This is a genomic window from Microcoleus sp. A003_D6, assembly GCF_036702825.1.
Taxonomy (GTDB): domain Bacteria; phylum Cyanobacteriota; class Cyanobacteriia; order Cyanobacteriales; family Microcoleaceae; genus Microcoleus.
The window spans coordinates 54,288-74,890 of the sequence record NZ_JAUBWA010000005.1 but is presented as its reverse complement, the minus strand read 5'-3'; the positions used below and the strand labels follow the sequence as shown (position 1 = coordinate 74,890).

10 protein-coding genes are annotated in these 20,603 nt (G+C 48.1%); 1 reads left to right on the top strand and 9 read right to left on the bottom strand.

The window, feature by feature from the left end; genetic code table 11:
- Positions 1-289: 289 nt before the first annotated feature.
- From cruF to QUB70_RS02935, 9 genes are all read right to left on the bottom strand, one after another.
- Positions 290-1,231 carry a gamma-carotene 1'-hydroxylase CruF gene (gene cruF / locus QUB70_RS02975; protein ID WP_332978245.1) on the bottom strand — a complete coding sequence of 314 codons (942 nt, stop codon included), beginning with the start codon at positions 1,229-1,231 and terminating at the stop codon, positions 290-292.
- 235 nt (positions 1,232-1,466) lie between these two features.
- The gene (locus QUB70_RS02970; RefSeq protein ID WP_332978244.1) at positions 1,467-4,082 is read right to left on the bottom strand and encodes a CHAT domain-containing protein; all 2,616 of its coding nucleotides are present in this window, start codon (positions 4,080-4,082) and stop codon (positions 1,467-1,469) included.
- Between the two features lie 120 nt (positions 4,083-4,202).
- Positions 4,203-7,112: an S-layer family protein gene (locus tag QUB70_RS02965; RefSeq protein WP_332978243.1), complete on the bottom strand. Its 2,910-nt coding sequence runs from the start codon at positions 7,110-7,112 to the stop codon at positions 4,203-4,205.
- 65 nt (positions 7,113-7,177) lie between these two features.
- Positions 7,178-10,135, bottom strand: a complete 2,958-nt coding sequence (locus tag QUB70_RS02960; RefSeq protein WP_332978242.1) for an S-layer family protein — start codon at positions 10,133-10,135, stop codon at positions 7,178-7,180.
- A 106-nt stretch (positions 10,136-10,241) separates the two neighbouring features.
- On the bottom strand, positions 10,242-10,859 hold the full coding sequence (locus QUB70_RS02955; RefSeq protein ID WP_332978241.1) for a Uma2 family endonuclease: 618 nt from the start codon (positions 10,857-10,859) through the stop codon (positions 10,242-10,244).
- Positions 10,860-11,016: 157 nt separating this feature from the next.
- Positions 11,017-13,185, bottom strand: coding sequence for a ShlB/FhaC/HecB family hemolysin secretion/activation protein (locus QUB70_RS02950; RefSeq protein WP_332978240.1), 2,169 nt, complete (start codon positions 13,183-13,185; stop codon positions 11,017-11,019).
- 842 nt (positions 13,186-14,027) lie between these two features.
- Complete coding sequence (locus QUB70_RS02945) at positions 14,028-15,035, bottom strand: protochlorophyllide reductase (protein ID WP_332978239.1); 1,008 nt, start codon at positions 15,033-15,035, stop codon at positions 14,028-14,030.
- Positions 15,036-15,295: 260 nt separating this feature from the next.
- On the bottom strand, positions 15,296-16,414 hold the full coding sequence (locus tag QUB70_RS02940; RefSeq protein ID WP_332978238.1) for an alkene reductase: 1,119 nt from the start codon (positions 16,412-16,414) through the stop codon (positions 15,296-15,298).
- A gap of 353 nt (positions 16,415-16,767) precedes the next feature.
- Entirely contained in the window at positions 16,768-18,657 is a 1,890-nt protein-coding gene (locus QUB70_RS02935; protein ID WP_332978237.1) for an RluA family pseudouridine synthase, read from the bottom strand.
- A 246-nt stretch (positions 18,658-18,903) separates the two neighbouring features.
- On the opposite strand from QUB70_RS02935, the gene QUB70_RS02930 reads away from it, so the two are divergent.
- The gene (locus tag QUB70_RS02930; protein WP_332978236.1) at positions 18,904-20,586 is read left to right on the top strand and encodes a tetratricopeptide repeat protein; all 1,683 of its coding nucleotides are present in this window, start codon (positions 18,904-18,906) and stop codon (positions 20,584-20,586) included.
- The last annotated feature ends 17 nt before the right edge of the window (positions 20,587-20,603 follow it).

Below are 20,603 nucleotides of genomic sequence, written 5' to 3'. Positions count from 1 at the left end.
GACTTTGAGAATATTTCTTGTCCCCCCCTTGGGAAGGGGGGTTAGGGGGGATCGAGCTTAACCCAAGCGTATTGGGATATGGATTGGGAGCTTATTTACAGTTAATTTTTTTGTAAGTGGTATCAATTTAAAAAAATTAATCAAATTTTTGCCTCAAACATATTACAGGAATTGGGAATGAAAATATCGCCGCTGAAAAACCCGGTTTTTTGTAGAAACCGGGTTTTTAAACTAGCTCAAAAATTAGTGTAAGTTTTTGCTAAATCAGCCGCTGTTGCTCACTAACGACTTACTTGCGCAAAAGGCCCACGGGCTGAGGTGGAATTTCAGCCGCGAGCACAGGTTTATCCAAAGACGGCATTGTTTCTGTTACGTCACTTGCTGCGGGTTTAGCGATCCAGCTTAACGCGATCGCCGGAACAACACCCAGAAGCACAGCTAGCGATGTCGGGAACCAGAATCGAGAATCCAAGGAAGTTACAGTGATAATTGCTCCGAAAGCAAAGTTTACCAAATAAACAATTAAGGGCAAACCCAATTCCGATCGCTCTAATTGAATCGGCGTTTTTCTCCACAAGAAAGCTGCTACCGACATAAATAGCGCCCCCGTACCCATCCACCCAGCCAAATTGCGGTAAGGCATCCCAAAGAAAGCCCCAAGTTCCTCAAACTCCCAAAAAGGCACAGAAGTTTGACTCATAGCCGGATCTAGTACAAAATCCCAAGCTGTTAGCAGCAAAGCACCAAGGGCGATCGCCCCTATTTGGCGCACCCAGTTGAGTTCGGCTTTACCGCCAGCGACTCCAGCGCGAGCAATTATGTATGAAACCAGTCCCAGATAAAACCACGACAGGGGAATCGTAAACGGAACCAGCCCTGCAATTTTGTAACCCAAACCGCTCAAATAATGGTAGTTGCCGAAGGGAAAACCCGTACTCGTTCCCAACAACTCGCTACTCAAGGACAAAAACACAGAAGGCAGCAAAAATGCCAGAGTTGCACCCGCGCCCAACGTCCGAAAGGCATAGAGAGCAACCGCTGCTGCACCAAAAATGATATAAACTACTCCACCCCCAGCCATCCCCCACTGGAATAGCGTTTGCCCTGCTGGTGGCAAACTCATCACCAATTCGGGACGCGGTAAAATCAGCAGCAACCCTGCCAATCCAAAAGCCATTGACAAGACGTGGGCAATCAGGCAAAAGCGCTCAGCAATCAAAAGTTGCTTCATGGGACTCCTCGAAAAAATATTAGATGCGGAAAGCACTCGTTAACAGTTTACAATCTTTAACAAAAAACCAACTGCATTTGAGTCAGTTGTCAGTTGTCAGTTGTCAGTTGTCAGTTGTCAGTTGTCAGTTGTCAGTTGACTGTTGACTGTTGACTGTTGACTGTTGACTGCAAGCCCAATGCCCAATGCCCAATGCCCAATTCCCGATGCCCGATGCCCGATGCCCATCTTAAAATCATTGCCAATTCCCCACCAGTACGAAAGGCGCCCAGAAATAGGGGTTTTGATAATCTGGGTTTTTCAGCAGCGTTAATTGAGCGTTGCGGAGGGCTTCAGCTTTGCTGGCTTTAGACAAAGCAAGTTGACGGTAAAATTCAGTCATAAAAATAGCTGTAGATTCGTCGTTGACTCGCCAAAGGGTGGCGGCGGTGCTGCGGGCACCCGATCGAATTGCGGCCCCGGCCAAACCCAAAGCCGCGCGGTTATCGCCCGAAGCTGTTTCGCAAGCACTCAAAACCAAAAGTTCGATCGGCTGTTGTTTTTCCCCAGTGCGGGCTCGCAGCAGTCGATCGAACTCCTTAACATTCACTTTCTGATCCCAAGTCACAATAAAAGTATCCGCCGCATTCGAGCTAAACTGACCGTGAGTTGCCAAATGGACGATCGGGTAAGACAAAGCTTTAATTCGATCTTGCAACCGCCCGCTGACAAAATCTTCATTCAGCAGCGAAGTCGCCGGCATCTCGGCTGCAATTTGTTGAATTTCCTCCTTCACCCCCGGCAAAGCCGAGAAGCCTTGACGCGCTTCCGAGAGGGCAGCGGTAAGCACTTTTAACTTGACTTTGTTCAGCGGTTTCGGTGCTAGCAGTTGCAATCCCGGTGCCAAAGCAATACTGTATTTTTCTACCAAAAACTTTTCACCGTCGTGCAGCACAGCCATCGGCAGATTGCGCAAGTAACCGTCGAGCACAAATACCAGAGTTTTAATCCCGCTGGCGGTCAAATCCGCTTCCGCAGGACGGATTAACCAGTCATAAACTTGTTCGACGGGTCGCCTCCTGTCGCGGGGGAAAGCAGCAGGCCTGATGACATTTTTGGCTTGTCTGAAGGCAGTTTCCAACTCGGCTTGAGACTTCTTAGTAGCGTAGCGGCGCAGGGGTTTGCCGGGAATTGACAAAATTACCTCCAAACGATCGCTCAAAATAATCGGATAAATCACCGCCGCTGTCGGATCGATTTCCTCGATCGACTTTGGTTTAGCATCAGCGCAAGCATCCCGAAAAAAGTTGTCCAATTCCGCCAACTGCAAAGATTCCACCGTTTGGCGCGCCAGTTTCAATTTAGCTTGACTGGGCGATTCCTCTTGCAAAAGCAGCCCGACTAATTCCCGATAAACCGGTTCGGCACTTTCCCGAAACGAAAATTGCACTTCGGGATTGACTGTTACCAAATCGCCCCGCAGAGAAGACAATATATTGACAGCTTGAGTATATTGAACGATCGCCCCTTCTGCATCTCCCTGAGCTTTCCGAATCCGTCCGAGTTGCCAAAACAATTGGTAAGCAATATCGGGAGATTGAAACGCCGGTGCTAAACTCAAAGCCTGAATTGTGAGATTTTCCGCTGTCTGATACTGCTTTTGGATTTCCGATAGTTGGCCTTTAGCTGCTAGGATATAAGATTGTATTCGTTTGTCGCCCAAACTATTTGCTGGTTCGAGAGAGCGATCGAGCATTTTGTCAATATCGCTTAAACTCAAAGTTTTCGCAGGCGACTGAGCTAATTTTATCAAGCTTTGAGCTAGATTAATTTGAGCGTAAAGTCCAGCGCGGTTCGACCTTAATTGAGCGACTTGAGGTTCGAGAGAACGCCACAAATCTTCTGCCTCAGACCAATTGGTGCGATCGACCAACAAACTCAATTGGTTTAACTTTGCTTGAATTTGTAGGAGCGATCGATCCGGCATCGCCTGGGCCGATCGAGCATAATACTCTAGGGCCAAGCGTTCCCAATCACCCCGCTGTCGTGGTGTCAAACCCGGTTTATTGCTTTTAGCCCGTACCGTATTGCCCAGATTGAGATAAATTGCAGCCTCCTCTGGCGGGGAACCTAATTTTTGGGCAGCTTCCATTCCTACTGATAGCACATCCTGCGATCGTTCCAGTTGTCCCAAAACCCGCAGTACCCGCCCTAAAGAATGAATTGCCCGGACTTGTTCGAGAGAAACCGACCCATTTTTCAAAGTTTCCAAACCCGCTGCCGAAACTTCGCAAGTTTGGTTTTCCAGCTTGAAAGAAGCTAACAGAATTTTGCAAGCTCTGGGGTAAAGTCCGAGAGTTTCCCAAGCCCGACTTTGATTAATTTGAACTTGAAAAAGTTGGGGTTTTCTATCAATTTGCTCGAAAATTTTAGCGCTTAAGTCAAAGTTATCGATCGCATCTTGAGTCTGACCGCGTTCGAGTTGCAACTGTGCTTGAATGTTGAGACTTTCAGCCAAAATCCGCTGCTGTTCGGGAGTTTTTGCCTGTGTTCGCACAGCCGACAAACTCGAATTTACAGCTTGTTCTGCTTGTTCCCAAAGCGCCAACTGCCCGTAGGTTGCAGCTAAATTGCTCAAAGCTGTGGCGCGATCGAGATTTTCGCCTTTTGCCTCAAACTGCGCCGCCGCTTGCTGCAACAGCGGTAAAGCTTCCGAAAAACGTTCCTCTCGGTACAGAGTTCGAGCTTGTCGGACAAGCTGCACTGCTTGTGGTGGATTAACCTGAGCAATTCCGGGAGGAATCGCAACTGTTAGCAGACAGGAAATCACAAATAACAGAATTACTTGTCGGAGCGATCGGGTAAACTTCATATTTAAACAATAAAATTACAGCCGCAGACACACACTAATTAACCCAAATCCATCTTCTTCTTCTTTATCTGCGTTAATCCGCGTTAATCCGCCTACATCTGCGGTTAAAAAAAACCAATTTCAACGCGGCACACAACCAGAATTCTGCCGAGGATTGCGAGAGTCAGCAGCATTACCCGGATTATATCCAACAAGCGTAACTTCTCCTTTCGCATTCACCAGCCAACCGCGAGCGGCAACAACTTCCTGAGCTTTTTTCTCCATTTCTTCCCTGGAACGTCTATCCGTGACATCCGTGACATCCGTTACAGAATCCGCTGCCGAACCTGCCTCTTCTACCCACTGCAACGGCGATGGAGCGCTGCTGAGAACATCATTAGGACTCGGTGGCACTCCCCCTTTCCCAGTAGCGGTAAACTCGCTCTCAGCCCCTTCGATGCAGGGATTTGCAGCAATTAACGCAGCCGGATTGACCACATTTTGCGGCAGTTCCACTAAACCTTGAGCGGGATTCACCCCTGAAGAACTAAATGTTACAGTACCTTGCAAAGCCGGGCCGCTACTTTGGGAAATCGCCGCAATATCGCTGGTAGGAATTAGAGAAGTCGGACTTACTTGCAGCGCTGCAAATTGATCGTCAGTCAATCCTAAACTACTCCTGGCTTGGTCGCGGTTAAGGCTTGTAAAGCCAAAGATATTTGGTACATTGACCGTAACTTGTCCGCCCCTAGCTGTGCGAGCGTTAGCTGTAATATCGCTATTTTCTCTTGGTAAAGCTACCAAAATATCGCTATCAATTCTGATATTTCCGCCCTCAGAAATACCTGCATCTGTGGTGATTCGACTGCCGCGCCGCAACTGAATGTCTTGCGCTTGCAGGTTAATATTTGCCCCTGTACCAGAGACTGTCGTGCCATCAATTGTGCTTTGATTGTCCAGGGCAATAGAGTTAGCGACAACGTTAATATTGCCAGCTCTACCTGTTCCTAAAGATTGAACATTAACCACTGCACTATCGCGGATAATCAATTGATTAGCATTCAAATTCAACGAGCCTGCATTTCCGCTAGCAGTGGAATTTACAGCATTAAACGCCCTACCAGCCGAGGCCTCAATTCCACTCCTCAACCCACTGTTACTCCCAATACCTTGCACTTGTAAGCGATCGGCATTAATTGTAATATCTCCTGCATCTGCTATACCCAAAGAAGCCGCAGAAATAACGCCGCCATTCTGCACAGTTAGTTTAGGTGTTGAGAGGCGGATATCTCCACCTCTACCAGAACTTGCAGTTTGAGTAACAAAAGAACTTGCTACATAGCCCGCATTCTCCAAAAATCTTGACTCACCGCTTACTTCTATAGACTCGGAGGCTCTCACAGTTAAATTTCCTCCCGTCCCCCCACTTGTAGAAAACACGACTTCGCCAAAAATCGCACCAGTCGTTAAACTAATTGTGGCTCCATTAGAAACACTCAGTCGCTTAGTGTCGATCGTAATATCCCCACCTTTTCCATTAGCATCAAAAGTATTCGTACCGAGCCGAGTTTGCCCTAAACCTACAGGGAGACTACCCGACAATTCCACAGATTCACTAGCTTTAATCGCGATATTCCCCGATGCTCCATCACTAAGGCTGAAGCTGGCAAACGCACCGCCATCGCGCAGAATTAACCTTTGCGCTTCAACAGTAATGTTTCCGCCTTGACCGGTGCTTTCGTTTGTTGTTCCGTTATAGAGCGTTGAACTGACGAGTTCGACCGTGTTGGCGCGGATAGTCAGATTTCCGCCATTCCCAGCACCAAAGGTGGGAGCACCAGCCACTACCCCATTGCTCATCAACAGCCGTCCGGCTTCAATGTTAATGTCCCCGGCGGCTCCACTGCCAATAGTGCTAGTAAACAAAACAATTTGCGAAATAAAGGGGTTCCCTGTTCCAGATGTCTGAAAATTTTCTGTAAGCTGCTGATAGCCCTCAATTCCTAGGCCGATCATTTCTACCAAGTCAGTAGCGCGAATATTAATATTGCTCCCTTTCCCCTCTCCCAGTGTAGAGGCGAAAATTTGCGACCCCCGATCTAATCGTAAGTTTTGGGCATTGATGTCAATGCCTCTGCCGTCTATATTTCCTAGTGTCAAGCCATAAATTCCTGAACTACTGAGAGTGACATTTGAACCCCTGATGTCAATTCTTCCACCTCCTAATCCGCTGGTATTTATCAATGCACTGTTCATGTCAATATTGCCCAACTTCTGAATATTGCTATAGTTTAAATTCAGACCTAAAGCTGTTGGTTCAAATTGCACTAAACCTGGACTTTTGACGCTTCCCAGAAGAATTTGTCCGGTACTGGCGGTAGCGATTCCCCCGTTAAATTGGATATTTCCCCCTACTAGCGCTAAGGTTTGACCGGGGTCTACTGCTAAACCAATATTCTTAAAAATTGGTACTGGTAAGGGAATGTCAGGCGGTGATGGGTTAGGAGCAATTGATTGGTTGACAATTGTGCCAGGATTGTCTCGGAAACTTAAACCCACAGGAATATTAATCGCTAACAATGGCACGGCATTAGAATTAGCTGCATTAAATTCAAAGCCGTTATCAAACACAACCCCGCTAGCAGTTGAACCAATAAATGAACCGCGCAAATCTAACCTCGCATTAGGGCCGAAGAGAATTCCTTTGGGATTAAGTAAAAATAAGTTAGCATTTCCTTGCACTCCCAACACACCTAAAATATTGGAAACATTACCACCCGTAACGCGAGTAAAAATATTCGCAATCCCGTTAGGGTTGGCAAAATATGCTCCTCTGCCTTCACCGACATTAAATTCTCGGAAACTGTGAAATAAATTTACTCCGCGAGATGCACCACCAGTGATTTTATCTGAGGGTAAATTGTTGATAGTTTCAGGAACTGTGCGCGAACTTTCTGCACCTAAACTGTTATCTGGGATAATTTGAGCGATCGCAGGGAAAGGAAACAGCAGTAAGAATGCAAAAAATAGGGCAGAAGATTGGCGGGGCATCTTTTAAGTCTGGTTAATTTAATATTAGGAAAATTGCGAGGAGTTAGCGAAAACCTGAAAAGTACCTATCGAGGTACGCAAACCCCAGTCGATTTCGGATTGCGAATAGATGCACCAACACCTGAATTATACGCTACCAGCGTTACTTGTCCTCGATCGTCCATTACCCAAGCTTGAGCGGGAATAATTTCTGTTGGCCGAACTTCTATGGATGCTCTTTGGTCTTCTACTTGCTGACTCCCACCTACCGCTGGTTCCACCCAATTAAACTGGCTAGAATTGCTGCTGAGAACATCGTTAGGACTCGGCGGCACTCCCCCCCGCCCAGTCACAGTAAACTCGTTCTCGGCTCCTTGGATGCAGGGATTTGCAGCAATTAAAGCAGCCGGATTGACCACATTTTGCGGCAGTTCCACTAATCCTTGAGCGGGATTCACTCCAGAAGAACTAAATGTTACCGCCCCTTGCAAAGCCGGGCCGCCACTTTGGGAAATCGCTGCGATGTCGCTGCTTGGAAGCAGAGATGTAGGACTTACTTGCAACGCTGCAAATTGGGCGTCGCTGAGATCCAACCTGTTTCTGACTTGTTCGCGACTCGCTGCTGTAAAGCCGAAGACATTGGGGACATTGATATTCACGCGACCGCCGCCTGCTGTGCGGGCGTTGGCTGTGATGTCGCTGTTTTCTTGCGGGAGGGCGACAAGAATGTTGCTGTTGATGTTGATATTGCCGCCGTCAGAACTGCCTGCATCGGTGGTAATTTGGCTGTTGCGGCGCAATTGGATGTCTCGCGCTTGCAGGTTAATATTTGCTCCAGTACCGGATACAGTCGTACCGTCAATCCTGGCTTTGTTGTCAAGACCGATCGAATTTGCGACAATATTGATATTACCAGCGCGTCCGGTTCCCGTAGCCTGCACCGTCACTGTAGCTCCATCTCTGACAATTAGCCGATCGGCATTCAGATGCAACGAACCGGCATTTGCCGTAGCAGTCGAATTAGTACCAAATGTTTTGCCAACCGAAGCATCAATTGTACTGACAAACAGACCGTTGTTGCCGCTGCCGCTGACCTCAATGCGATCGGCATTAACAGTAATATTTCCCACATCTCCTACACCCAAAGAACTCGTAGAAACTATCCCCCCATCCCGCACGGTTAAGCTGGGCGTATCAATGCGAATATCCCCGCCGCGACTCGAGCTCAAAGTTCCAGAAGTCAACCCGCTAGCATTCTGAATTCCGCTGCTCAAAAGTTGAGAAATACCTGAAATTTCTACAGATTCAGTAGCCCTAACTGTTAAATTCCCAGCAGGCCCCCCATCCTGAGAAAACAAAAACCTGCCAACTAAAACACCCGTTCCTAATGTAAACGCAGAACCCCCAGAGAGAGTCAACCGTTTGGTATCGACGTTAATATTCCCCGCCCTGCCGTTAGATCCGATACTCAGCGTGCTAATTCCAGTTGACACAACTGTTCTCGGGCCGCTGTTAGACAATTCTACTGATTCAGCAGCTTTAATGTTGATATTCCCCGACGGGCCGCTGCTGTAGCTTGTGGTACCGAGAAGAGAACCGTCGCGCATAATTAATCTCGCGACATCAATAGTAATGCTGCCCGAGACACCGATACTTTCTTTCGCTGTCCCGTTGTTGATTCCAGAACTCACCATCTCAAAAGTATTGGCGCGAATGATTAAATCTCCGCCCTTTCCCGCACCAAAAGTAATGCCGCTACCTACTACTCCATTGTTAAGCAGCAGGCTGCTAGTGTCGATCGTAATATTCCCCCCCGAACCAGCACCAGCACTACCATTAAACAGCGTAAATAGCGGGTCAAACGGGTCTGTTGTTCCCGATACCAGATATTTAATTACCACCTGTTGAAAGCCATCAACTCCCAGCCCGCTCATTTCTACTGAATCAGCAGCGCGGAAGTTGATATTCCCTCCTGCACCATCTCCTAGAGTCAGGGTAGAAAATTGAGTTCCGTTTTCCACACGCAATTTTTGGGCGCTGATATCGATACCTCTACCGTCAATATTTCCTAGTGTCAGCGCATAAATTCGCCCACCGCTGAGGGCGACATTTCCACCTTTTAACTCTACTCTGCCGCCACCGGTACCGCTGGTGTTGATGAGTGTTCCATCGGATATTTGAATATTGCCAAAATTTTGAATATTGTCATAATTTAAAGTTAAATTTCCCTGCCGATCAACAGCGGGAGTTAGTGCAAAATTAACTAAACCGGGACTGGCTGCGCTACCGAGTAAAATTTGTCCGCTACTGGCGGTTAAATTGCCGCCTGGGAGTTGGATGTCGCCGCCAATCAGTGCTAAAGTTTGACCGGGGTCTACTGCTAAACCAACTCGATCGCTAATCGGAATTGGCACGGGAGAGGCTGGGAGGTTTACTTTTCCTAAAGCCGTCGATTGATTGACAATTGCACCCGGATTCTCCCGAAATCTTAAACCAGCGGGAATATTAACTGTTAACAGCGGGGATGTTTGCGGGTTGGTGCTGCTGAATTCAAAGCCGTTATTAAACACAATACTGTCAGCAGTTGAACCGACAAACGAACCGCGCAAATCTAACCTAGCGTTCGGCCCGAAGACAATTCCTTTTGGGTTAATTAAAAATAAGTTGCCGTTCCCCAAAACTCCCAGAGTTCCTAAAATATTTGAGGAGTTTGGGCCCGTAACCCGGGTGAAGATGTTGGTAATTCCCCTGGGATTTTCAAAATAAGCTCCCCGCCCTTCACGGATGTTAAATTCGCGCCAACTGTGAAATAGGTTAACGCCGCGAGTTGCGCCGCCAGTGATTCTATCTGAGGGTAAGTTGTTGATAGTATCGGGAACTGTGCGCGAACTTTCCGGGCCCAGGGTATTATCGGGGATGATTTGGGCGAAGGTTTTCGAGGGAAATAGCAACAGGAAGACAAACAGTAGGGAGTAACTTACGGGCGGGCAAGATGCCCAACCCCTACTCCCCACAAGAAAATCTAGTATTTTTGGAACAGGCATCTTGCCTGTTTTTGAGAATAGTGAAAATAGTAAATAGTAATGGAATGGAGGCATAAAAACACTATTTTAAGGAGCAAGTTTGTCAGTGTAATCTCATCTCGTTTCTCTAAATATTTTGAATTTGGCTGCTGAGTACAAGTTGCTCGACTGTGATTTCTAGTTCGGGAAAAGTTTTAGAGATAATGCGCTCATTACCTGTAAAACTTTGAACTAAATAACTGCCATTTTCCAAAGAGTAAACGAAAACTGTGGGAACTTTGGGATTTCCTAGATATGCCCTAGAAGCGATCGCTAAATAGTCCACAATCCAATACTCACAAATGCCCAGCCTTTGATACTCATCTAGTTTATCCACATAGTCGTCTTCCCAGTTAGTTGAGGTAACTTCTACTGCTAATTGGATAGGTTCGGTAAGAGCTCCGTAGCCGAGTGAATTGCTGTTCCATACTGACGCCTTAACCACGCCAACATCAGGATTTCTGCCTTGTTCTTGCCCAGAAGTTTTTACAGTTCTGATAACTATATCTTTGTCAACAATATAGTCAAGTCCCAAGCGCCTGATTTCATCGTTAAAGCCAAATACTAAAAATCTTGCCACATTTTTATGAGCTCTGATTGCTTCCACTTTGACAATCTCTCCATTTACAAGTTCGTAGATACCAGATCCATCTGGGTAATTTTGCAGGAAGTCTGCAAATGTTAGTTTAGTTTTTGTCTGAACCATAAGACAATCCTCTTGTGTTAACTACGTTATAAGACAAGACTGCAAAAATCGCAAATTATCCTTAAAATATCTGCGTCGATCTGCGTTATCTGCCTTGCATCTGCGGTTGACCTATCAATCAAAAAATTATACGAATTGTTGTGGCCGACAGAATTAGCTAGAAAGCAAAGTAATTAATCCGAAAGTATAGGCCTTTTTCCTGCAAAGTTCGATCGCCCGACGATCGAGCATTTATCAAAGGAATGCCATAGTCTAAACGCACATTCAACCGATCGCCCATCTGCCAAACTAAGCCCAAACCCGCACCCAGAAGTTTATCCGACTCAGGATTGGGATTGTCTCCCGAATGGTTCCAGCCTAACCCAAAATCGATAAACGGAGCGACTTGCAACAATCCTTGGACTTTAGGGACACGCCAAACCGGAATTCGCACCTCCGCAGACGCGATCGCACCGCTATCAGTTAACAGCAAATCTTGGCGGTATCCGCGCACGCTTTGAACGCCGCCGATCCCAATTTGTTCGAGGGAAAGCAGGGGGCGATCGGCTAATTGAATATCGGAACGCACTATCAGCAAGGTTTCTGGCGCTAGCAGCCGCACGTACTGCGCTTGTCCGCGCCACGCCAGAAAGCGACTGTCGGGCCCGCTATCGTTCGCAGTAGCGCCGAACAGATTGGTGCCGAGGGAAAACTGCGATCGCGCCGCGAACACTTGGCTGGAACTCCGCTGCACGTATTCTTGAAAAAAGCGCACGGCCGAAACGCGGGTTTCGCCGCGGTCGTTTGCTCCCGCCGAAAGCGCAAATGGTTCCCCCGAAAGGAATGTATCGCTTTCTTGCCGCGAAAAACTCAGTCCCAAAGCCAAAGTGCGATCGGGCTTTTCGACAATCGGCTGGCGGTAAGTTAACTCGTAAGTCCGCGATTTCCCCTCGATGTTGGCAGCATCAAACGGTTCCTCGATGATGTTGGTGCTAGCAGTACCCGCAGCGAAACTAATCGTGCCGTTGCGCGCGTTGACGGGGACTGTGTAGCTGCCGTTGAATTCGTTGCTGCCGTCGGTGTTAGCATAAGATATTTCTAATCCGTCGCCCAAACCGAGCAAGTTTGCTTGATTGATGCGAACACCGCGCCGAAAACTGCCGACGCTGGGCGATCGGTTGTTATCTGCAAACACTTCAGCGCTAAAGCTGTCTGCTTCTTTTACCCGCACTTCTAAACGGCTGTTTTCCGGGCGGCTTCCGGCTTGGAGTTCGGCGGAAATATTGCCAATTAAGGGGTCGAGTTGCAGCAGTTGCAAGGCTTCCAGCAACCGAGATCGGTTGAGGGGCCGTCTGGTAGCGCGTTCTAGGCGCGATCGCACGTAATTTGAATTCAAGCGCCTGTTTCCAGCGATCGCAATTTCATCTAATCCGCCTTCTACAATCCGAATTTTCACCACACCTCCTTCTCTGGGAAAGGTTTGGTTGGCGGGAATTACAGCGCCGGAATTGATGTATCCTGCCGCCACGTATTTTTGAGTGACGGCTGCTTCGGCTGCGATCAGTTCGGCAAAGGTGATTTCGCGCCCCGCAAACTCTTTAATAACTTCTGCGAGTTCGCGATCGCTAAAAGCTGTGTTGCCTTCAAATTCAAAGCGATCGACCCTAATTGTACCCGGAATCTCCGGCCTAGCATCGCCGGGAACTGGTGTTAGGGGGGTTGGTTGGAGTGGGGGTTCTGGGGGAGGTTGCGGTGCTTGTGGTGCAGGCAATTCCGGCTCTCTGGGTTGAATTGGGTTGGGCAGTTGGCTTAGTTGCGAGTCGCGATCGATACCCAAATCGGTTTTTTTTATGCCAATATTTTCTTCTAGTTTTTGACCTGAGTTAAAAAGCTCGGTTTCTTGAGTTTTTGTGCTGAATGCGCGATCGGTCTGAGATGTTGCACCATTGTCAATAAGCCTTTTACGGGCGGGCAGGATGCCCGCCCCACAATCAAACTCACTCCTCGCTTCACAGGCATCTTGCCTGTTCTTGAGAATGGTGTAAGATGTCACATCGACTGAATTTGCCGCAGACGGCGGTAAGTCGGGAGTTTCCGCCGCCGCCGAGCGTTCTGACTCAGCGCGTAACTGCGTTTCCTTGTCTTTTACCGGCAAGTCTTCGCGTTGGTCAAAAGTGGTTTCGTTGGGGGCTAAAGCTCGATCGCCCCCGCTGCTGACTGCTGCCAAATCCTCAACATTTGAGGTCAAAATTTCAACTGTGTTAGCGGATGTTTTCGCTGGTTTTCCCAGCCAAACTAACCCAAAAATTCCAGCGAGTAAAAATAGTTTTTGCGATCGACAAGCCATAGGATCTAATTATTATCTCGCTTAAGTGGGGAAAATATTTTCAGGAAGTGAGCACCCTCAAGTAAAAATCAATCTTAACAGCAAAAAAGGAAACAGCCGTCGCAGCCAACAGTTTCGCAGGCGCTAAAAACCAAAAGGTCGATCGACCGCTGTTCATCCCCTAAACTTACGCACAAACCGAGTTCCGATCCGAACAAATATCGTGTAAGTCGATCGTAAACGGTAAAAAAACCAAATTTTTTTGGTTGCAAAACCTACGCTTTCATGCTAATGCCGCAACCAGAACAGTCCTGCACGCCAGGGTAAACCAGAAACCGGGTTGTGTCCGAAAAGACTCGCTACAACTGGGATATGACACCCTTCTCAATAATCTTTTTATGAACAGGCAAGATGCCTGTTCCACAAAAAAATTTATCTCTTGTGGAACAGGCATCTTGCCTGTTCTTAAGAATAGTGCAAGATGTGAGTTACAACCTGCCGATCCACTAAAAAACCCGGTTTCTTGGATTTTGGTGCATCATACCAAATCAGACTTTAATACCCCCTTGATTATAGAGTCAGCCAGGGTGGATTAATTGTCATCCTAGAAATAGGTACGTAGTTGGGCTTTAGCCCTCTTTAGACGTATATATAAAGAGGGCTAAAGCCCAACTACGTACCTTTATTAATATAACAATTGCGTCCCAGACGCGAGCTTTGAGCGGCGCTTTCTGTCGTTTCAGATTTCTGATCCCCACAATAAAACCACCCTGCCTTGATTATAGAGTCAGCGTCTACTCACATCCTGTGCATAGACGCCGTTTCAACCGCCGAGTCTTATCAAGAGGGTTTCTAACTGTGAATTATGCAGAACGGCCCGCACCAGCCTCAGCACCAATTTGAGCCCCGTCAGTCAATCCCACCAACTTAGCGCTCAACTCCCACATTCGATCGGCTTTTTCATCATCGCGGGCCTGGGGAGAAACCTTCTGCACAAAAGACTTGCCATCTTTTTTCTGGCGGTTCCCCCAACTCCAATAAGCCCCAGATTGCTTGTATTCGGGATCGGCAACCACCATCGCCAGCCTTTCGCCCGCCAACTCCTGCGACACGTAACCCCCCGTGATATTCTTCTGAAACAGCGGGAACAGCTTCTGAAATAGGGGATAGTGATTGCGGAACAGCGGCGTATCCGCCACGCATCCGGGATAAAGCGAAGTGAAAGTAATCCCCGTCGATTCGTGAAAGCGGCGGTGCAATTCCCGCATCGTCAGCACGTTGCAAACTTTGCTATCTTTGTAAGCCTTGACCGGTTCAAACTTCTTGCCGTCAACCATCGAAATCGGGTCTTTGAAACCCGCTTCAAAACCCTCAAACTTGCCCAAATCCGGGCGCGGCGGAATCTTCCCGCCCAACTCGTCTGGATTGTGAGTCACAGTTCCCAAAATCACGATTCTTGCATCGGAATAATAGGAAGGCTTCATATTTTCCATCATCAGGTTGCACAGCAGGAAATGACCGAGGTGATTCGTAGTCATCGTCAATTCATAACCCTCCGGGCTCCGCAGCGGTTCCTTAATCAAAGGCATATAAATGGCCGCGTTGCACACCAAAGCGTCCAGAGGCCTGCCGCTTGCTTTGAATTCCCGAGCAAACCGGCGCACGCTTTCCAAATCGCCCAAGTCAATCTGCATGATGGAGAAACTGCCTTCAGGTATGCCCAACTCTCGGGCGGCCTCTCCGGCTTTCCGCACGTCCCGACAGGCCATGACTACGTGCCATCCCTTGTCTGCGAGAGCTTTCGCGCCGTACAAACCGACGCCGGAGGAAGCGCCGGTGATGATAACCGTTGATTTGTGATTTTGTGCCATCTTGTTAAAAGCGCTTCCGCTATTGATTATTTTCAGGCACTCAAACTGCTAAGCTCGTAGCTCGGATGTTTTGAAGTACCCTATGGTTATTAGGATAAGAGGAAACGTTCTCGATCTCAACCGGCGATGACAATTAAATATCGCTTCAACTCCCACTCCTACTTTTGTGAATTAACCATAAATCCTGTTGGGGCGAGTTCACCATTATCTATGATTCACATACTCGGTATTGATCAACCCGCCCCAACCAACCAACTCAACTAAGAAATAGCGGCCGATTCCTGATAGGTAGGGAAATCGATATAACCTTCAGGCCCAAAAGAATACCAGACGCTCATTTCAGCAGGCGGATTGAGCGGCCAACCATTAGTAAAACGCTCTACCAAATCGGGATTGCTGATAAAATTCCGACCAAAAGCAATTAAATCTGCAACTTTCTTGCTCAAGGCTGTTTCAGCCAGTTCTTGAGTATATCCGGAGTTGCCGACCAGCGGCCCTGCAAACACATCGCGAAACTCTCCTATCACCATCGGCGTTCCCAATTCGTGAAAGCCCCTATCCACACCGTCCACCAAGTGAAGGTAAGCTAAATCACAGGCATTTAACTGCCCTGCGAAATACAGAAAATCTTCCCGATAAGTGGGAGAACCCATATCATTGTAAGCACCATTGGGAGAAAGTCTAACTCCCACTCTGTTTGCCGGAAATACTGTGATAATCGCCTCCACAATTTCCTTGAGAAAACGGTAGCGATTTTCGACTGCGCCACCATAGGAATCAGTGCGGTGATTGGTCTTGGTTTGCAGGAAAGTGTCAATGAGATAGCCGTTAGCCGCGTGAATTTCTACACCGTCAAAACCTGCCATTTTTGCCCGTTCCGCCGCCTTGCGATAATCTTCTACAACCAGCGGGATTTCATCGGTTTCTAGAGCGCGGGGAGTTTCGTAGGGTTGTTTGCCTAGAGGGGTATGAATGCCTTCTCCGTTTATTTTGATGGCAGACGCTGCAACTGGCAATTGATTGTTTTCATGAAAACTGCTGTGGGAAGACCGTCCGCAGTGCCAAAGCTGCATGAAAATCGGCGTTTCGCGGGCATGAACCGCACTCACAACTTGTTTCCAAGCTTCGGCTTGCTCGTCTGAATAAATACCGGGCGTATTGAGCCAACCAATAGCTTGAGTAGAAATCACTGTGGCTTCTGTAATGATTAAACCAGCTCCGGCTCGCTGAGTGTAATACTCTGCCATCAAGGCGTTGGGCATCCGCGCTTCACCGGCTCTGGAGCGCGTCAGGGGTGCCATGAGTACCCGGTTTTTTAAGGGTAAATCTCCGAGTTTGAAGGGACTCAGCAGAAGTGGAGAAGTTGTTTGAGCAGTCATAATCTTGAGGTTTGTCAACTAAAAAATCAGGTAAATCACATAACAGTTAACTGTTATACCAATTTAATGTGAAGTTGCACATATTTCGATCCCCCTAAATCCCCCTTAAGAAGGGGAGTAGGGGTTGACTTTGAGCGGAATCTTGTCCCCCCCTTATTAAGGGGGGCTAGGGGGGATCTGATTCTATGCAGCCTCATAAAAAATTGGTATTAGCTGTTAACATAATTAAGGTGATATCTCCCGACAATCGGTGCGGGAGATAAGCTTAATATAACTTGAATAGATCGCGACCAATGCTAACGGCATCACATATTTGCGATCGCGAAATCGATCTTTGCCCGATCGCCCTCAGCTTAAAATCGGGTCGCCGCCTGTAAGTGCAACCTTTCTCCCAACTGCGGATGCTCAAAGGAAAGTTCCCGGGCGTGCAAGTGCAGCCGGTTCGCAGCCGCCCGACATCCGTAAAGTCGATCGCCCAAAATCGGTATCCCCAACCCTCGAACATCCGCTGCATGAACCCTCAATTGATGCGTGCGTCCCGTCAGCGGCAAAAACTCGACGCGATCGCAATTTCCCTCCCTCGCCATTACCTGAAAGCGACTAACGCTGGGCTTTCCGCACTCCCAATTGACTTGCTGGTAAGGGCGATTTTCTGGATCGCCCCAAAGTGGGAGATCGATCGTCCCCGCATCAATTTTTACTGTACCCGAAAGCACCGCTTCATAAACTTTGTGAACCTGCTTTGTTTCAAATTGCTGCCTGAGTTGACTGCTAGTTTCTTTGTCCCGCGCCAATAGCAAAATACCCGATGTTTCCCAATCTAAACGATGCACCGCTGTCAATTCTAACCCATCCGACAACAAGTTACGCAAACGACTCAAAACACTATCTTGATTTTCCAAATAACGACCTGGAACTGACAGCAACCCAGAGGGTTTATTGACCGCAATCAACCATTTGTCTTCATAGATAATCGGTAGCATTTGGGTAACGGGCAAGATGCCCGTTCCACAAGAAATATGATGATTTGTGGGGAGTAGGGGTTGGGCTTCTAGCCCGCCTGCAACGGGCAAGATGCCCGTTCCACAAGAAATATGATGATTTGTGGGGAGTAGGGGTTGGGCTTCTAGCCCGCCTGCAACGGGCAAGATGCCCGTTCCACAAGAAAAATCATTGCTTGTGGGGAGTAGGGGTTGGGCTTCTAGCCCGCCCGTTAAACCCTCATTTATATTATTAGAAACTGTCGGATTTTGAGATAATCCTGACAGCAAAAAACCCATCAACGGCCCACACCGATCGCCGCAAGCGCCATAAAATTCTCCCTGTATCTTATCGCCCGATCGCGGCCCCCACCAAAACTCAGCCATTGCCAGCGGTTTCAGATTGTTTGCTGCCGCACAGTGGAGCAATTTTGGCGCGCAGCAGTCGCCGGTGCCAGTGGGAATAGAATTAGTTGGCATCAATGAAGAGATCGATCGCGATTTCCCCAAAAAATTCACCAGAGTGTAAGCCGCGTGCATTTGCGTCTGAAGTTCGCGAGAAAGTTCTTTTCGGCGCAGTTTCAGCGCCTGCATCCGCCGATCCGCAGCTTCAATTAATTGTTTTAGCGGCTGCAATGTTTCATCCCGCTGCCGTTTCAATTGTCTGCGTTCAATTTTCTCCAAACGGCTTTCTTGATTCAGTTGTTCGAGGGCAATTTCTAGTGTTTCTGCGACGAGAGTTTGACACAGTAACTGGCGTTTTTCGTCTCGCAGCAGCTTGCAATTGCGGTGCCGATCGCTCAAAACTTGCATTTGCAATTCAAACTCCCGAAATAAGGCTGCATACTCTTGTCGCTGCGGGAGTTGATTCAGTGCAATCAGTTCCTGTTTCATCGCCTCCAATTGAGTCAACGTGCGGGCTTCCTCAAAAGCAACTCGATCTCGTCCCGGAATCGGTGGCACCCAGCCCTCAACAATGCTGCAACCGTTCAGCAGCCCGGAAAATGCTTTGAGTATTCCCTGTTCCCCCGAAGGCATTTCCACCAGCAATATGCCGTACATCTTCCCTTCGCGATCGCAGGCACCGTCAGCCGCCAGGTACTGCATCAAACCCCGGGCCAGATCCTCGGACATTCGAGTACGCGGCAGTCTCAGCAAGTCGCCGCTTTGAGGACAAAGGCCTTCGTACCAATAATTCGGGTGGGAGTCGATCGACTCGCGATCGCAGTCCGTGAAATCTAAAAGCGCGTGCAAGTTTAGCATATTAAATTTGGTTTGAAATCTCGATTGGGACATATTTGTTTGTGTCTTGACGGTATTTTACAGCGGTGTACCGAAAGTGGGAACGGGGCATAATTTTATACCACTAAAATTCACTAAAAATGATTTGTCGCACCAAGCCTGATATGCTAAATTTGTTTCAAAACAGCAGCGAGATTAAGAAAAGCATAAGTTAATATATAAGACCGCAAGCTTGTTATCCCACTAAATTTTTTATGTGCAAGGCGTATGCCAGACCTCTCGACTTCGGCTCCTGAAAACTCCTCAAACCCCCAACCAGCTCTGCTGCCGCCTATTTTAAGAATTTTTGCAGCATTTCCAGATTACGATCGGGGCAATAGATTGTACGCATCGGGAAGGTACGAAGCGGCAGTCCTTTGCTACGGAAAAGCAGTTCAAATTAAGCCGGACTGGGCCCGGGCGTGGCTGAATCTGGGCAAAGCTTACAAGCAACTGCACTCCTACGCAGAAACCGTAGCCTGCGCCGATCGAGCTATTGCAATTAATCCCGAAGAATATTGGGCTTGGATGCTGCGCGGGACAGCGCTGTTAAATTTGCAAAATCACTCAGAAGCGATCGCGGCTTTCGACAAAGCAATAGAAATCAATCCAGAAAAGCACGAAGCTTGGTATCAGCAGGGCAGAGTTTTAGAGGAATTGCAGCAGTGGGATAAAGCAGCAAGCTGTTACAAAAAAGCCACCCAACTTCATCCGAATTTGCCCGCGATGTGGTACCGGCAAGGCAACGTGTTGCTGCAAGCGGAGCGCTACGGTGAGGCAGTGGCGGCTTACGAGCGCGCGCTGAAACTCGTCCCCACTAATTGGGAAGCTTGGCTGAACCGAGGTTTGGCTCTGATGAAGGCGGAACGTTACGCTGAAGCTGTAACTTCTTACGATCGCGCCATTCAACTGCAACCGCAAAATAGTCTGGCTTGGTTCAATCGAGGCATTGCTTCAGCAAAATTGCACAAATATGCAGAAGCGGTGACAGCTTACGATCGCGTACTGCAACTGCAACCCAACGACTGCGAAGCTTGGTTTTATAAAGGTATGGCCGTCAAACACCAGTGGCCCGATGCGGCAATTGCTTGTTTCGATCGGGCAATCCAAATTAATCCTTTTTATCCCGAAGCATGGATCGGCCGCGGTCAAACACTGTCAGAATCGAGAGATTTTGAAGGGGCGATCGCAGCTTTTGACAAAGCCATTCAAATTAATCCGAACTTCCCCGAAGCTTGGCTGGGTAGAGGCATCGCCCTGGCAGAATTGGAACGCTACAAAGATGCTATTATCGCTTACAGCAATGCCCTACAAATTGAAGGTAATTTTCTAGAAGCTTGGAATTTGCGAGGCGAAGCTCTGGAAAAATTGCAGCAATACGAAGAAGCGATCGCCTGTTTTGATAAAGTAATTTCACTTAGTTCCGAAGCAGAAATTACATCAAAAGTAGGGTTGCAGCAAGGGGCGGCGCTGGAAAGATTGCAGCGCTACGAAGAAGCCGTCGCAGCTTACAACCGCGTAATTAAAATCGTGCCCGACAATTTTGAAGCTTGGTTGAAACGCGGCAACGCTCTGTCAACTTTGCAGCAGTACGAACAAGCTCTCGCATCATACGATCGAGCAATTACTATCTGGCCCGACAGCTATCAAGGCTGGGTGCAGCGAGGTTTAATCCTTGAGAAAATGCAGCGCTATTCCGAAGCACTCGTCGCTTTTGACCAAGTGATTCAACTCAAGCCCGACAACTGGGAAGCTTGGGCGCAGCGGGGCGACGTTTTGCAAAAATTGCAGCGGACTCAAGATGCCATTAGCTCTTACGGAGTCGCCCTGGAGATCAAACCCGATTACTACGAAGCTCTAGTCAGTCGAGAAGAATTGAGGCTCAAAGATGCAATCCCAGGAAAATGGTAATGAGAGCATCCAATGAG

Bases quoted from the DNA above. Each gene is read 5' to 3' on its own strand.
- cruF (WP_332978245.1), bottom strand. From the start codon at position 1,231: ATGAAGCAACTTTTGATTGCTGAGCGCTTTTGCCTGATTGCCCACGTC.
- QUB70_RS02970 (WP_332978244.1), bottom strand. From the start codon at position 4,082: ATGAAGTTTACCCGATCGCTCCGACAAGTAATTCTGTTATTTGTGATT.
- QUB70_RS02965 (WP_332978243.1), bottom strand. From the start codon at position 7,112: ATGCCCCGCCAATCTTCTGCCCTATTTTTTGCATTCTTACTGCTGTTT.
- QUB70_RS02960 (WP_332978242.1), bottom strand. From the start codon at position 10,135: ATGCCTGTTCCAAAAATACTAGATTTTCTTGTGGGGAGTAGGGGTTGG.
- QUB70_RS02955 (WP_332978241.1), bottom strand. From the start codon at position 10,859: ATGGTTCAGACAAAAACTAAACTAACATTTGCAGACTTCCTGCAAAAT.
- QUB70_RS02950 (WP_332978240.1), bottom strand. From the start codon at position 13,185: ATGGCTTGTCGATCGCAAAAACTATTTTTACTCGCTGGAATTTTTGGG.
- QUB70_RS02945 (WP_332978239.1), bottom strand. From the start codon at position 15,035: ATGGCACAAAATCACAAATCAACGGTTATCATCACCGGCGCTTCCTCC.
- QUB70_RS02940 (WP_332978238.1), bottom strand. From the start codon at position 16,414: ATGACTGCTCAAACAACTTCTCCACTTCTGCTGAGTCCCTTCAAACTC.
- QUB70_RS02935 (WP_332978237.1), bottom strand. From the start codon at position 18,657: ATGCTAAACTTGCACGCGCTTTTAGATTTCACGGACTGCGATCGCGAG.
- QUB70_RS02930 (WP_332978236.1), top strand. From the start codon at position 18,904: ATGCCAGACCTCTCGACTTCGGCTCCTGAAAACTCCTCAAACCCCCAA.